At 44.6% G+C, this 13,552-nt stretch carries 13 protein-coding genes; 3 read left to right on the forward strand and 10 right to left on the reverse strand.

Annotation, left to right across the window (positions count from 1 at the left end; all coding sequences use genetic code 11):
* Positions 1-745: 745 nt before the first annotated feature.
* Complete coding sequence (locus AB4503_RS20330) at positions 746-1,144, reverse strand: hypothetical protein (RefSeq protein ID WP_372115652.1); 399 nt, start codon at positions 1,142-1,144, stop codon at positions 746-748.
* A gap of 96 nt (positions 1,145-1,240) precedes the next feature.
* Positions 1,241-2,812, reverse strand: a complete 1,572-nt coding sequence (locus AB4503_RS20335) for an EAL domain-containing protein (RefSeq protein ID WP_372115653.1) — start codon at positions 2,810-2,812, stop codon at positions 1,241-1,243.
* Between the two features lie 354 nt (positions 2,813-3,166).
* Between AB4503_RS20335 and AB4503_RS20340 the strand changes: the two genes are divergently transcribed.
* Positions 3,167-3,577, forward strand: coding sequence for a lysozyme inhibitor LprI family protein (locus AB4503_RS20340; RefSeq protein WP_372115654.1), 411 nt, complete (start codon positions 3,167-3,169; stop codon positions 3,575-3,577).
* A gap of 174 nt (positions 3,578-3,751) precedes the next feature.
* Positions 3,752-4,543 (forward strand): carbon-nitrogen hydrolase family protein, encoded by a 792-nt coding sequence (locus AB4503_RS20345; protein WP_371725055.1) that lies wholly within the window; start codon positions 3,752-3,754, stop codon positions 4,541-4,543.
* Between the two features lie 84 nt (positions 4,544-4,627).
* Here AB4503_RS20345 and AB4503_RS20350 read toward each other — a convergent pair whose 3' ends face one another.
* The 7 genes from AB4503_RS20350 to AB4503_RS20380 form a co-directional block, all read right to left on the reverse strand.
* Positions 4,628-5,629 carry a substrate-binding domain-containing protein gene (locus AB4503_RS20350; RefSeq protein WP_372115655.1) on the reverse strand — a complete coding sequence of 334 codons (1,002 nt, stop codon included), beginning with the start codon at positions 5,627-5,629 and terminating at the stop codon, positions 4,628-4,630.
* Positions 5,630-5,781: 152 nt separating this feature from the next.
* Complete coding sequence (gene rbsK / locus AB4503_RS20355) at positions 5,782-6,726, reverse strand: ribokinase (protein WP_372104335.1); 945 nt, start codon at positions 6,724-6,726, stop codon at positions 5,782-5,784.
* 191 nt (positions 6,727-6,917) lie between these two features.
* Positions 6,918-7,796 carry a ribose ABC transporter substrate-binding protein RbsB gene (gene rbsB, locus AB4503_RS20360; protein ID WP_017060856.1) on the reverse strand — a complete coding sequence of 293 codons (879 nt, stop codon included), beginning with the start codon at positions 7,794-7,796 and terminating at the stop codon, positions 6,918-6,920.
* Positions 7,797-7,923: 127 nt separating this feature from the next.
* On the reverse strand, positions 7,924-8,910 hold the full coding sequence (gene rbsC / locus AB4503_RS20365) for a ribose ABC transporter permease (RefSeq protein WP_017060855.1): 987 nt from the start codon (positions 8,908-8,910) through the stop codon (positions 7,924-7,926).
* Positions 8,907-10,412, reverse strand: a complete 1,506-nt coding sequence (gene rbsA, locus AB4503_RS20370; RefSeq protein WP_017060854.1) for a ribose ABC transporter ATP-binding protein RbsA — start codon at positions 10,410-10,412, stop codon at positions 8,907-8,909. The genes rbsC and rbsA overlap by 4 nt, the downstream gene beginning before the upstream one ends.
* 100 nt (positions 10,413-10,512) lie before the next feature.
* Positions 10,513-10,932: a D-ribose pyranase gene (rbsD, locus tag AB4503_RS20375; RefSeq protein WP_017060853.1), complete on the reverse strand. Its 420-nt coding sequence runs from the start codon at positions 10,930-10,932 to the stop codon at positions 10,513-10,515.
* A gap of 200 nt (positions 10,933-11,132) precedes the next feature.
* Entirely contained in the window at positions 11,133-11,447 is a 315-nt protein-coding gene (locus AB4503_RS20380) for a transcriptional regulator (RefSeq protein WP_372115656.1), read from the reverse strand.
* 85 nt (positions 11,448-11,532) lie between these two features.
* Between AB4503_RS20380 and AB4503_RS20385 the strand changes: the two genes are divergently transcribed.
* Complete coding sequence (locus AB4503_RS20385; RefSeq protein WP_372115657.1) at positions 11,533-12,045, forward strand: outer membrane beta-barrel protein; 513 nt, start codon at positions 11,533-11,535, stop codon at positions 12,043-12,045.
* Positions 12,046-12,160: 115 nt separating this feature from the next.
* On the opposite strand, the gene AB4503_RS20390 is transcribed toward AB4503_RS20385, so the two are convergent.
* Entirely contained in the window at positions 12,161-13,204 is a 1,044-nt protein-coding gene (locus tag AB4503_RS20390; RefSeq protein ID WP_372115658.1) for an endonuclease/exonuclease/phosphatase family protein, read from the reverse strand.
* Positions 13,205-13,552 lie beyond the last annotated feature (348 nt).

Raw genomic sequence — 13,552 nt, forward strand, 5'->3', positions numbered from 1 at the left:
GTAGCGGCTTCGTTCAACAAGTTGCTTAAGAGTGATTCGCAACACGTGGCATTTTTACTATGCGTTGGTTTATGTGTTTAAGGTATTATGCGGAGGCTAAGGTATTGGTTTGCTCACACCTTAGCAAGGCGTAAAGTGTCGATATCTTGGGATAATAGTTCTAGATACCTAATTCAGAATAGCTGCGTAAACCTTAATTTAGAGGCTCTTGAACCATGGTATTACTTATAGTTTGGTTGGCTATTTGGGTTTCTTCAGTCAAGCCACTTGCTTCTGTCGCCCGACGAACATACCGCATTAGAGTACAAAGTAGTTCGAATGGTTGGAAAAGTATTTTATTTTCTATATTGGCTCACCTTACCTTTGTTCAACTATTTAGCTTTCCTGTAGATAGTTGGTTTTACTGGGTACTTCCAGTACTAAATGTTTTGTTTGTTATGCACATGCTCTTGCTCTTGGATTTGGTTCTAGATCGTTATAGTGTGGTTGATACTTCACGTTTTACCCATCGTTCAATTGCACCTTTTTTGGTGTCATGTAGTGCATTTATTGCAATGCTTTTCTACTCAGCTTATCTCAATGATGCAATACTGAGGGGAGTATGTATTGCTGCTCTCTCAATAGGTTTGACAGGGTTTCTAGTAACTTATAGAAATGTAAAATAGGGTCATACAGCTAACAGAGTATCTTAGGTTGATAAGAACCAAGCAAAACACAAAGGGCGCCAATAACGGCGCCCTTTGTGTTAGTTGGAAACGCTATAAGTGTCGTAGTCGCGAAGTAAGAAGATCGCGATACAGGCTGCGAGCATTGGCCAAGAGGCGAAGAACAGTAGGTTGTTGAACGGGTCCATGTATTTTCCAAAAGAGGAAAAGGCTGAGCCTGCATGAAGGACTAAAATGGCTCCGTAGGTGTACTTTTTCCACATGCCTACAACGAATGCGCCTAAAAATCCGAGCTGCGCGACACCCAGAGCCATCATCGCATTGTTCGAGATGTCGATGCCGTAAAAGCCAGACAGTACTTTTGTCGCGTGCTCAGGGACAAGGATCTTATCTAAGCCCCAGAATAAGAAGACGATAAAAATGCCGATTCTCAGCAGTAGTAGGCTAGTCGCCAGTTTGGTTTGAAGTGTCTTTTCCATGATATCCCTTGTGATGCATTCAATGATGCGATGGTTTAAATGTTCATCAAAGGAGACCCATAGCCTTCGCATTTTCTTTCGTTGTTTTTTAGTGCCTTATGTAACAAGGAATGTCTGGTTGGTTTGTTCCTCAACGTTATCTGACTCAAAATGCTGTTGCTTGAGTAAGCTGATAGTCAGGTTTATCGGCATCGGCTTATAAAAATAGAAGCCTTGGATATAGTCGACACCAAGCTTAGATAAGATTTTCACTTGGGATTCGTACTCGACACCTTCTACGATCACTTGCATCCCTAAGGTGCGTGATAGTTGAAGCATGGACTCTAGCAAAGGGAGACCAAAGCTGGATTCGTCGGATATGTTTTTCACAAACACGCGATCGATTTTGAGAATGCTGAACGGGAACTGTCTTACGAAATCTAACCCTGCGTAGCCTGTACCAAAATCATCAATCGCGACTCTGACGCCCCTGTTCGATAGCTTGGTTAGGTTGTCTCTAATTTTGACCATGTCGGCATCAGAACATTCACCATCTTCGGTTACTTCAAAAACCACCTGCTTGAGGATCTCAGGGTGTCTTTTAAAGATGCTGATCACTTTGTTAGAGAAGTTACTGTTAGACACTACGTTGCGGCTGATGTTGACGCTGATGTACTTTGAGTCGAACACATCTTGATTGCTTTTCAACGTCATTAATACTTTGCGCAGCACGAAGTAGGTGAGCTCCTCAATTAAGCCTAAGCTTTCAGCAAGCGGAATGAAAATAGCCGGGGAGACGTTACCTTCAATTGGGTCGTTCCATCGTAATAGTGACTCACAGCCGACGATCTCATTGGTGTTTTGGTTAACGATAGGCTGCATGTGAACATGAAGGTGTTGGTTTTTTAGCGCACTTGAAAGCGAATATTCTAAGCTGCGTTGGCTCTGCTTTTTATGCTTGATGGAAAGGAGAATAATGGTGGTGATTCCGGCCATCAAAAAGCCAAACCATAAATAACTCAACATGAAGTGAAGATAAAACTGATACCCAATGTATGAGGTGATGGTCAATGGGTAGGTGTTTGATTGTATCCGCACCTTGGCGATTGATGAGTCAATATCGGTAGGGTGGATATCTCTTTTGATCACTTCAACTTTGGCCTGTATTCCATGGCTGCTCAGGTTTGTTTCAACAAGGTCATAGATGAAGTGTGGCGGAATCATCAGGCTCACTCCGGCATCTTCTTTGTTCGAGAAAATGAGCATGATGGACTGAACTTGCGTGATGGCCGAGTTGGAATACGACAGGGTTGTTAAATTCGGGTCGTCATTGAGTCGCTGCCTGATGGTGCTGTATAGGCGAAATGAAACGTCACCATCGGTGGTTGAACAGTAAAATCGGTTCTGTTTATTGAATACCGCTGCTTCTTTTACCCAATCGGCTTCAAAAACGTTTTGTCGAAGCTGTCTAACGATCGCGTCGCAAGACTGTTCAGGTCTAACTTCAGATAAAAAACGGTCGAACCTTGATTGGATCCTTTCTAACCTAGTTTCGACTAACCTTGATGTGTCTTCGGTTAATGTTTGGTAGTGATACGGTGTAAAAGGAATGAGCATTGCCATGGAAAAAAAGAAAGAGATGGCAAAGTAAAATGAAGTCTTGGCAATGTTTTGGTACTTGATATCCATAGTTGGAGAAGCGTTACCGATTTATGTGAGCATTCGATTTAATTTATAAAGTTAACGATTACGTAGCAATATAAATAATTAATATTGTGAATGCAGGCACGAATTATTGATATAAATAATATGTTTTCTAGTTTTACCAGCAAAATCTGAGCGTTATCTCATTTATTTGAGTTGGCGAGGCGTCATTTTTGATGATTTATGCGGATAACAAATGCTTATATCCTGATAAATTTTATTGTTATTTGCTCTGGCTGAATGAGCTGAATGAGCTGAATGAGCTAAATATTGAGCCACGTTTAAATAAATAAAGTCACGACACGATTCGTTTTGGTGGTGGCAGCATAAAGGATGATTATGACAAAACTGATATCAGCACTCATAGCGGTGTGCTTCTCATTCTCTGCGTTGGCCTACGAAGGTGTTGTTGATTGCGAGAATGCGATGAATACCATCGAGATCAATCACTGTGCGGCAATTGAGTTGGAATCTGCACAAGCGGAGCTCGATAAATACCTTGCAGCCAGCTTTGAGCACAATGCTTATGATGCTCAGCTGGTGGCGTCAATTAAGAAGGCTCAGGAGAGCTGGCAGGCGTACATGACAGCACATTGTGACTCTGTTTACACCCAATGGCGTGATGGTTCTATTCGAGGGGTTATGGCGCTTTCCTGTAAGACGACGTTAACCAAGCAGCGCACGCATGAGGTGTGGGCGAATTTCTTAACCTACATGGACAGCACGCCTCCCGTTTTACCAGAGCCTTAATTAGCGCCGTAGGCAGGTTTAAAATACGTACAGGACTGTGCACCTGCTTCAACCTTTGGCGGGCGAATAAGAAAGCGATAGGGGATTGCCTTACTCTTTCGTTCTTAGTTCTTAGTTCTTAGTCTCTAGCTTGAAGCATTACAGCTTTAAGTATTACCTAGTAAGGAATCGATTTTGAATAATGTCAGTATCACGCTTATTCAGCTTGAAGTTGAATACAAAAACAAACAAAAGAATATAGATTCGGTCTCTGATCTTTTGCAAGCGGAGCCGTCAGTCGGTGATATTACTTTACTGCCTGAACTGTTCACGACTGGGTATATTTTTAACGAGGCTGAAGAAATTCATGAATTGGCTGAAGACTTCGCCGACAGCAGTACTATTGATTCATTAACGCAGCTTGCAGCGAAGCATCACACCTTGATTGTTGCTGGTATTGCCGAGAAAGATAGCGGCCAATATTACAACAGCGTCGTGGTTGTGGATGCTTCCGGTTTACGACACAAATATAGAAAAATCAGTCAAACCAAATTCGATAAGCAGTATTTCTCGAGAGGGGAGGAACGCCTCTCGTTTGAGCACAAAGGCTTAAAGTTTGGTGTCGCGATTTGCTTTGATATTTGGTTCCCGGAGATCATGAGAGGGTATCAGTCGGTCGACGTTATTCTTCACCCTGCCAACTTCGGTGGGCATCATAGTTTTGCCATTGCTCAAGCGAGAGCCTTGGAGGAAGGGTGTCACATGGTTACTTGTAATCGCGTCGGGCAAGATGTGGTTAATGCGTTTACCGCGACTTATTGTGGTGGAAGCCGAGCCTACTCACCCAAAGGGGAGTTAGTGACTAAACTTAACGACAAGCAATCGGTAGAAACCGTGAGTATTCAAGATCCCTCGATTGCGCCGCAATACAATGGCGTCGATGTGTTAGACGAAATACAGCAAATCGCATCTGTGTTGAATCGCTAAGAAGATAAGTGAAGTGCATTAGGAGCGAAAAGGGCAAGTTATTTTAACCTTGCCCTTTGTTGTTTAGATCTCTAAGAAGGCGCTTTAAATGGCTTTTACGCTGCTTCGCTCAACAAGAGTAGGTTCAAGTTCAACGACTTGCGGATAAGCATCTGGAGTTTGTAATCTGCTCAAAAGCGTATCCACTGCGGCTTTACCTAAACGATGTTTTGGCTGGTGGACAGTGCTTAACGCGGGTGTCATGTACTTCGACAGGTGGATGTCATCGTAGCCAATGATAGACAGATCATTCGGAATCGATGTGCCATCTTGCGCCGCAGCGTGAATCACGCCCATCGCCATCATATCGTTACTGACGAACAAGGCAGACGGCATTTTGCCACGAGTTTTTAATGTCTGATAAGAGTCAAAACCACCGTCACATTCAAAGTTGGATTCAACAATCCACTTAGGGTTGATCTCTAAATTGGCTTCTTCCATTGCTTGCTTGAAGCCTTGATAACGAGACGAAGCTTGATTGCGGTGCAGTGGGCCAGTGATACAACCAATTTGAGAATGACCGTTATCTATCAAGTGCTTAGTTGCCATGTAGCCACCTTGGTGCGAGTTGTCTTGGATCTTATCGCTCGCAAACAACATAGGGCCCCAATCCATGACTACAACAGGCAGTTCTGGGTAGCGCTCGAATACATCGATATGTTCGCCTTCAAGGGTAGAACACATTAGCATCAGGCCATCGACTCGCTTTTGCAGCAAGGTATCGATAGAGGATTTCATGCGTTCGCTATCGCCTTCGGTGTTACACAAGATAAGGTTGTAGCCTTTTTCGTAGCAACGACGTTCCACACCTTTTACCACTTCGCCAAAGAATGGGTTGGTGGATGTGGTCACTAGCATTCCCAAGGTTTTGGTTTGCTTCATTTTCAAGCTGCGAGCCAATGCAGAAGGCGCATAGTTGAGTTCTTTAGCCGCACTGTTAACACGCTCAGCAATCTCTTCACTGACAAAGCGTGATTTGTTGATCACGTGGCTCACGGTAGAAGTCGAAACCTTTGCGAGCCGTGCGATGTCTTTCATTGTTGCCATAAAAAATCCTTGTGGGAATAACCTTCCACGTTGGGCGATATTCTGCCTGAAAACAGGGGCTTATTCTTGTTATTTGTTGTTACCGAATTTGAAGGCTAACATCCGTTAACCACGGTTTAGCTCAGAAGTTAGGCCTTCAAATAGGTATCAAACTAAGCAGACAGTTGCTCTGCCAAAAACGCATCGGTTTCAGCACGGCTTGGAATCGACGTTTGAGCACCAAAGCGTGTCACAGAGATAGCAGCTGCAGCATGAGCAAATTTAATCGCACGCTCAAGTGGCATATCTTCAAGCAAGCCTGTCACCAACGCGCCGTTAAAGGTGTCACCTGCGGCAGTTGTATCTGTTGCTTCAACACGGAAACCTGCGATTAATTCACCTTCGCTGGCTTCATTGCCTTGACCGCGATGACTCACCCACACGCCTTTCGCGCCTAGCGTGATCATTACCGTTTCTATGCCTTTAGCATGCAGAGCCAACGCAGCCTGATGAGCAGACGCGTTGTCCGTCACGGTAATGCCTGTCAGCACTTCTGCTTCAGTTTCGTTCGGTGTAATCACGTCAACACAAGCAAGCAGTGAATCCGATAATGGACGAGCAGGAGCCGGGTTTAGAATGACTTGCGTGCCACTCTCTTTTGCTACTTTCGCAGCGTACTCAATACCTTCAATTGGCGTTTCAAGTTGAGTTAGCAGGTATTTGGCTCCGCGAATCTTCTCTAGATGTGGTTCGATTTGGTCGCAAGTCAGCTTGTCATTAGCTTCTGCAGAAAGACAGATGCTGTTTTCACCCGTTGCGGATACTTGGATCATCGCAATGCCAGTCGGCGTGTTGTCCGCAACGATCACACTGTCGATGTTGATACCATCTTTAGCAAAATCTTGACGAATGTTGACGCCAAATGGGTCGTCACCAACACAGGCGATGAAGCCAATGTCTGCGTTTAATCTTGCTGCCGCTACGGCTTGGTTTGCGCCTTTGCCGCCAGGAATGACCTGATAGTTACCGCCAATCAAGGTTTCACCCGGACGAGGGAACGAAGGAACTTGCAGTACGTGGTCAGCGTTAACGCTACCTAAAACAATCAGTTGAGTCATGATACGAGCCTTATGATATATCGTATTTGAAAATGCATGGGTCTTTCTCATGGTGTTAAGTGCGCTCTCTTTTGTGAGCGGAATGAGAAACAGCGATGCACTGTCGGGGTTTGCTTTTGTTTGAGTCAGCGAGCCAATCAAAGCAGGGAGATAGGGAACTCCCTGCTTTATATCGCGTTACCTAGTAACGATTACTTAGCGATGATTTTTAGAGGTACTGGTACGTACTCGTCTACTGTTTCGCCTTTCAGTACTTTGTCTGCCATTTCGATACCTAGAGAACCGATTAGGTCAGGTTGTTGTGCAACTGTAGCGCCTAGTAGGCCGCGGTTAACAGCAGCGATGCCGTCGTCTGTGCCATCAAAGCCAACGATCATCACTTCTTTACCTGACGCTTGAACTGCGCGAAGTGCACCTAGTGCCATTTCATCGTTTTGAGCAAATACTGCTTGTACATCTGGGTTAGCTGCAAGCAAGTTTTCCATTACGTTCAGACCTTTAGTACGGTCGAAATCAGCAGGTTGGCTTGCAAGAAGCTCAAGGTCGCTGCCGTTTACTGCATTCATGAAGCCTTCACCACGTTCACGAGCTGCAGAAGTACCAGCAATACCTTCAAGTTGGATTACTTTCGCTTTTTCGCCCACTTTTTCCATGATGAAGTGACCTGCCATTTCACCACCGATTACGTTATCAGAAGCGATGTGGCTTACTACGTCACCACGGCTTGCACCACGGTCTAGTGTTAGTACTGGGATGTTTGAACGGTTAGCCATGCGAATTGCGTTAGACACGGCGTCTGAATCTGTTGGGTTGATCAGGATTGCCTTAACACCACGAATGGTTAGATCTTCAATGTTCGAAAGCTCTTTGCTTGGATCGTTTTGAGAATCAAGAACGATAAGCTTGTAGCCTAGCTCTTCAGCTTTCGCTTCTGCGCCATCTTTCATGGTTACAAAGAATGGGTTGTTCAATGTAGACAGAACGATTGCCATTGTATCTTGCGCCTGTGCAGACACAGATACTGTTGTAGAAAGAAGAGCAGCAGAAATAAGAGTCGCTAATTTTTTCATGGTGTAAGTCCTTTGTGTAGGGGGAGCTAAGAGGTGAGTCCTAGCTCGTTGTTACATTATTTATAGATTCTAATATTTTAAGGTAAAACAGGGTGTTACTTGTATTAACCTAGAGTGTGAATAGGTTTTATTTGTTTTTGTTGTCGACCAATACTGCCAGAAGAATAACCACTGCTTTTGCAATCATCTGGTAGTAAGAAGATACGTCTAGTAGGTTTAGGGCGTTGTTTAGGAAGCCGATAATCAGAGCACCAATCAATGTGCCCATGATACGGCCACGACCGCCAGCTAAGCTTGTCCCGCCAAGAACTACGGCTGCGATAGCGTCTAGCTCATAACCCATACCTGCAGTTGGTTGAGCAGATGACAAACGCGATGCCACGATGATGCCTGCCACTGCAGCTAGCAGACCACAGATTGCGTAAACACCGATTTTTACTTTGTCTACGTCGATGCCTGATAGGCGAGTTGCTGATTCGTTGCCACCCAGTGCGTAAACGTAGCGACCAAAGCGTGTGTGGTTAAGTAGGTACCATACTGCTGCGAATACCACGACCATGATCCATACTGGAACCGGTACACCCATTGCGTAGCCAGTACCGAACCAAGCGAATGCGTCTGCTGTGTCTGTGAAGCCTGTTGAAATAGGACGACCATCTGTGTAAACCATGGTTACGCCGCGAAGTAGTGTCATGGTGACAAGCGTTGCGATGAAGGCTTGAACCTTACCCTTAGCGATAATCACACCACTAATCGCACCTAATGCTGCACCTGCTACAAGAGCGGTTGGTACTGCGATCATCACAGGGATTTCCATGCCAATCATGCTGGCTGCGAACGCACCACAAAGCGCCAGTACAGAACCAACACTCAAGTCGATACCCGCGGTTAAGATAACCAGCGTCATACCTACAGCGATAATTGCGTTAACCGAGGTTTGGCGCAGAATGTTTAGGATGTTGTCGACAGTAAAGAAGTTCGGGTTTAAGAAAGAAACGACAACAATCAGGAAGAGCAAAGCAATCAATGACTTTTGATCAATCAGCCACTCTTTGCTGATTAACGGTTTTTTCTTTGGAGCTTCAGTTGTTTTGCTCATGGTTTTAGTACTCATGCTGCGTCCTCGTTGATCTTTTTACCGACCGCACACGCCAGTAATAATTCTTGGTTTGCTTCTTTAGCATCAAATTCACCGCTTACACGGCCTTCATGCATCACCATGATGCGGTCACTCATTCCTAACACTTCTGGCATTTCAGATGAGACTAAAATGATGCTCATGCCGTCGGCTTTAAATTTATTAATGAGTTGGTAAATTTCTTTCTTCGCACCGACATCGACACCACGCGTTGGCTCGTCGAGAATCAGTACTTTTGGTTTGGTCATCAAGCCTTTAGCAATAGCTACTTTCTGTTGGTTACCACCAGAAAGGTTGCCGATGATTTGCTCGCGAGTCGGGGTCTTGATGTTGAATAACTTGATGAAGTCATCAACCGCGATTACTTCGTCTTTATGTTGGATTTGGCCACTCTTAGTCAGTAGATCCAGTGAACACAGAGACATGTTCTCTTTCACTGAAAGCCCGAGCACTAAGCCATCGCCCTTACGGTCTTCAGAGATGTAAGCAATGCCATTGGCCAAGCCGTCTTTCGGGCTTACAGGGTTGATGGTTTTGTTTTCTAGGTTGATGACGCCGCGTTCACTTGGAAGGGCACCGTAAATCACTTTCATCAGTTCAGTTCGGCCAGCACCCATTAGGCCAGATACACCCAGGATTTCACCGCGTTTTAGCGTAAAGCTCACATCGTGAACACCAGAACCCGTCAGGCCAATCACTTCAAGACAAGTTTCACCATGGCTCTGGCCGATACGTGGATATTGTTCGTCTAACTTACGACCAACCATCATTTCGATTAGGCCATCTTCGTCGGTGTCTTTTACTTCACACTGACCAATGAACTTACCGTCACGCAGCACGGTGATGTCATCACAAATCTCGAAGATCTCTTTCAAACGGTGAGAGATGTAAACAATGCCACAGCCTTCATCGCGCAATTCGTTAATCACCTTAAACAGAGATTCAGTTTCGGTATCGGTTAGCGCATCGGTTGGTTCATCCATGATGATGACTTTAGATTCAAACGATAGGGCTTTCGCAATCTCTACCATTTGCTGCTCACCAAGGCTCAACTGACCTAGAGGCGTTTTCGAGCTGTGTTTCACGTTAAGGCGTTTAAGTAGCTTGTCTGCTTCTTGGTACATCTCGTTCCACAAGATACGACCCATGGTGCCAGTGATTTCACGACCTAAGAAGATGTTCTCGGCGATGGTCAACTCAGGAATTAGATTCAGTTCTTGGTGAATTATGCTAATGCCTGCTTGTTGAGAATCACGTGGCCCTTTAAATGCAGCAGGTTTTCCTTGGTAGGCGATAGTGCCGCCGTCCAAGTGATAAATACCTGTCAGCACTTTCATGAGCGTTGATTTACCTGCACCGTTTTCACCCATTAACGCCATTACGCGTCCTGGATAAACGTTGAGGCTTGCCTTATCCAGTGCTTTAACACCAGGGAAGGCTTTCTCAATTGAGTTAAGTTCTAAAATGGCTTGAGTCATGTCGGTTCCTTTACTCGGGGCCAGTTGTATTTGATTATTCTGTCTATGTATTGTTTTTGGTTCAGTGATGACACTGAGCTGTCGTTGCGTTTTGCTTGAGCTAAAAGGTTACGCCAGCTTGGAAAATAACATTTGCGTATGGTGTGCATTCACCGGTGCGAATTACCGCGCGGCTTTCATGCGTTCGCTGTTTGAATTCTTCATGAGTGATGTAAGTAATAGAAAGCGATTTGCCACAACGTGCTTCTTCTGTCTTGATTAAATCAATCAGCGCTGCGTGGTGCTCTGGGCTTACTTTCGCAAACTCTTCTGCAATCACAACGCCTTCGATTTGAGATTCATCCAGCATGGTTTTTACCGTTTGCTGAAAGCTTGGGACACCGTGAGTCAAAGCAAGATCAATACGAGTTACGTGGTCTGGAATCGGCAGGCCCGCGTCACAAATCGTGATTTCATCTGTGTGGCCAAGAGTCGCCACTAGGTAAGAGAGTTCAGAGTTTATTAAAGTACTTTTTTTCATATCACGACCTATCGAAAAATAACGCTTGATGGGTTGAGAACAACTCAAGAAAAGCCATCGAAACGTTTCGATAGTGATAATAGTGTCTGATTTATCATTTGCACGTTTGATTGTTTTAGAGTGTGATAATGATCATCGAAACGTTTCGATTGGGCGTTTTTTGGTGATCTTAGTCACCGCCATTGATTGCATAAATCCTTTTACGTGGGTTCAATCGATAGCGCATATCCGAACTTACTAATGGTAATGATCTGGACGTTGGATGCTCTTAATCGCGCGAACACATTGCGTAGGTTATAGACTACGTTTGCAAGAACATGTGGTGACGAGAGTTGTCCGTCCCAACACACATCAACAATATGCTCTCTTGAAATCGGTCTTCCCACATTTTCCAATAACAAGCAGAGCACTGCTAATAGGCGAGGGCGCAAAGTGATTTTGTTTCCTTGCTGGTTGGTAATCGTTCGAGCGTCGATTTCAATGATTAAGCCGTTGAAGTCTATTGTGTGGTTCATCGTGTTTTCTGTTCGTCTTATTCTAAATTGTGGAGATTGAGCAAATTGGCCTGCTGTTGGAGCGGGTAATTATTTAAGTGTGCTAATGGTCGAAGTGGGCGGGTTAACTGACACGATCAGTGAGCCTATTACTTTTAAAGCCGAAGACAATACTTACCGATTAATTGCTGGTTACAAATTTAACCGCATTGTTTCGGTTGAAGCTCAATACACAGATTTTGGTGATATCGCCCTGAAAACGAAATCTGGTAATAAGGTTTTCACTTGGACACCTCAAATCTTTTCGGTAACGGCGAACCTCGGTTACACGTTTGATAATGGCATTCGTCCATTTGGCACTATCGGTCTGTCGACTATTGATCTAGACATGAAGCTTGCTGATGGCTCTCGCCCTTCAGGAGATGGTTTTGATGATTCGGGAGATGGCATCCGTATGGGTGTTGGTGTTGGATATACGCCACCTACAATGTCTTCGTTGAGCTTTCGCTTAGCGTACGAAGCCGATGCTTTTGATATCGAAGATTACGAAAACGGACACAAGACAGAAGATACTGTTGTTCTGGATTCTTTCTACTTAGACGCAATGTACACATTCTAAGTTTCATACTTTGCTAAACGGTAAATCGGTTTCTAAATGGGGCGTCGGTTAGCTCAACCCGTTTAGCTAAAGTGGAAGGCCGCAGTTTTTGACTGCGGCTTTTTTATGTTTAACTCTAGGCTTCACGAATATGAGCGGTAACAGACACGATGGCATGGTCCGTACTGAATTGGTCGTGTTCAAAGCTTGGATTGGTGAGGTGATGGTCTAACACTGTGTAGCTAGAGATCTCCATCAAACTAGACGAGTTCTGACAATCAAACTCGTTCGACATCAAAATGTAGTCCAGTACAGACCCAGATGCGCCGTAGTAATGGGTTGGCTTACGCTGTTCAAGCAAATCTTCTTCATGTAGCTGATGGTAAAGATCCCAGCTGTCTTTCAAGCGAAAGTGGGATAGCCAATGCTTGCTGTTTTCGTCTCGGTTGATTGAGTAATTCAACAGCCCTTTAAACTCATCATTAAACAGTGGCTTATTAAAGTCACCCATCAACACAACAGGTTGCTCGGTTTGGTAGCGTTGGTTGGTGATGTATTGATGCAGCATCTGAGCTTCTAGACCGCGTTGGACACTTGATAGCCAAGAGCCAAGCTGTTCTTGGTGAAAACGAGTGAGCGTGTCACTTTGTGGTTTTGCACCTTGCTGAGTGTTGTCCGCATCGACAGATTCTGCTTTTGGTTCTGTCGGACGTTGTGATTTGAAGTGCACCACATAACAGTCGGTTGAACCTAAATGGGGTAACGTAATCGTCGCGTGAACAGGTGTTCTGTTGAATGAGAATTTGTCGCCAAGGTTGAATGCTTTCAGTAACTTCGAATCTGGCGTAACAGGCTGCACGTTTTCAATCGGGTAACGGGAAGCGATCCCAACGACTGGTGAGGTGTATAGGTAATCATCTTCAACGTTGGCGCTATCGACCACTGCAAAGTATGGATAACCTAGCTCGTTCATCAATAGCTCTAAAGATTGCGGGCTAAATATCTCTTGGAAGCCAATCACATCGCAATCTAATGAGCGAATCGCTTCAGCCATCCAATGTTGCTTCTTCTGCCATTCTTCGAAGCTGTAGATGTTCTCAAAATCATAATAAGCATTCGGTGGCTCGAGATAGTTCAGAAGGTTGAACGTTGCGAATGTTATTTGGTTTGGTTTGTTCAAAGTGTCATTCCATTTAGACCTAGGCTGCAAGGATACTCCAGTAAAAGTATAGTTTGTTGATTATTTAGAGCCTAAATTTCACTTTAGAAGCCAACCAAAGGAATCTTAGCCGTTGAGGCTTGTGTCATTCAGGCTAGAGCAATCTTAGTGCTTCTGCCTTCCCCCGTGCTTTCCAACGCCACCAAGCTAATCAACTCAATCAAAGGAACCAAAGCAATCAAAGCTCACTGCATCCAATAACTTCGAGTGGTGACGAGTAATTTGTAAATAAACCGTCAGAGATAGAGTGCTGATGGTTTTATTAGTTATTACATGATGTTAGTTTTGAACCTATACTTGATTTAACGG

Origin of the sequence: Vibrio sp. 10N.222.55.B11, assembly GCF_041473705.1 — a bacterium.
GTDB classification, from domain to species: domain Bacteria; phylum Pseudomonadota; class Gammaproteobacteria; order Enterobacterales; family Vibrionaceae; genus Vibrio; species Vibrio crassostreae_C.

What these genes read in the sequence shown, in the direction of transcription:
- AB4503_RS20330 (WP_372115652.1), bottom strand. Translation starts at nt 1,144, where the DNA reads ATGGAAAAGACACTTCAAACCAAACTGGCGACTAGCCTACTACTGCTG.
- AB4503_RS20335 (WP_372115653.1), bottom strand. Translation starts at nt 2,812, where the DNA reads ATGGATATCAAGTACCAAAACATTGCCAAGACTTCATTTTACTTTGCC.
- AB4503_RS20340 (WP_372115654.1), top strand. Translation starts at nt 3,167, where the DNA reads ATGACAAAACTGATATCAGCACTCATAGCGGTGTGCTTCTCATTCTCT.
- AB4503_RS20350 (WP_372115655.1), bottom strand. Translation starts at nt 5,629, where the DNA reads ATGGCAACAATGAAAGACATCGCACGGCTCGCAAAGGTTTCGACTTCT.
- rbsK (WP_372104335.1), bottom strand. Translation starts at nt 6,726, where the DNA reads ATGACTCAACTGATTGTTTTAGGTAGCGTTAACGCTGACCACGTACTG.
- rbsB (WP_017060856.1), bottom strand. Translation starts at nt 7,796, where the DNA reads ATGAAAAAATTAGCGACTCTTATTTCTGCTGCTCTTCTTTCTACAACA.
- rbsC (WP_017060855.1), bottom strand. Translation starts at nt 8,910, where the DNA reads ATGAGTACTAAAACCATGAGCAAAACAACTGAAGCTCCAAAGAAAAAA.
- rbsA (WP_017060854.1), bottom strand. Translation starts at nt 10,412, where the DNA reads ATGACTCAAGCCATTTTAGAACTTAACTCAATTGAGAAAGCCTTCCCT.
- rbsD (WP_017060853.1), bottom strand. Translation starts at nt 10,932, where the DNA reads ATGAAAAAAAGTACTTTAATAAACTCTGAACTCTCTTACCTAGTGGCG.
- AB4503_RS20380 (WP_372115656.1), bottom strand. Translation starts at nt 11,447, where the DNA reads ATGAACCACACAATAGACTTCAACGGCTTAATCATTGAAATCGACGCT.
- AB4503_RS20385 (WP_372115657.1), top strand. Translation starts at nt 11,533, where the DNA reads ATGGTCGAAGTGGGCGGGTTAACTGACACGATCAGTGAGCCTATTACT.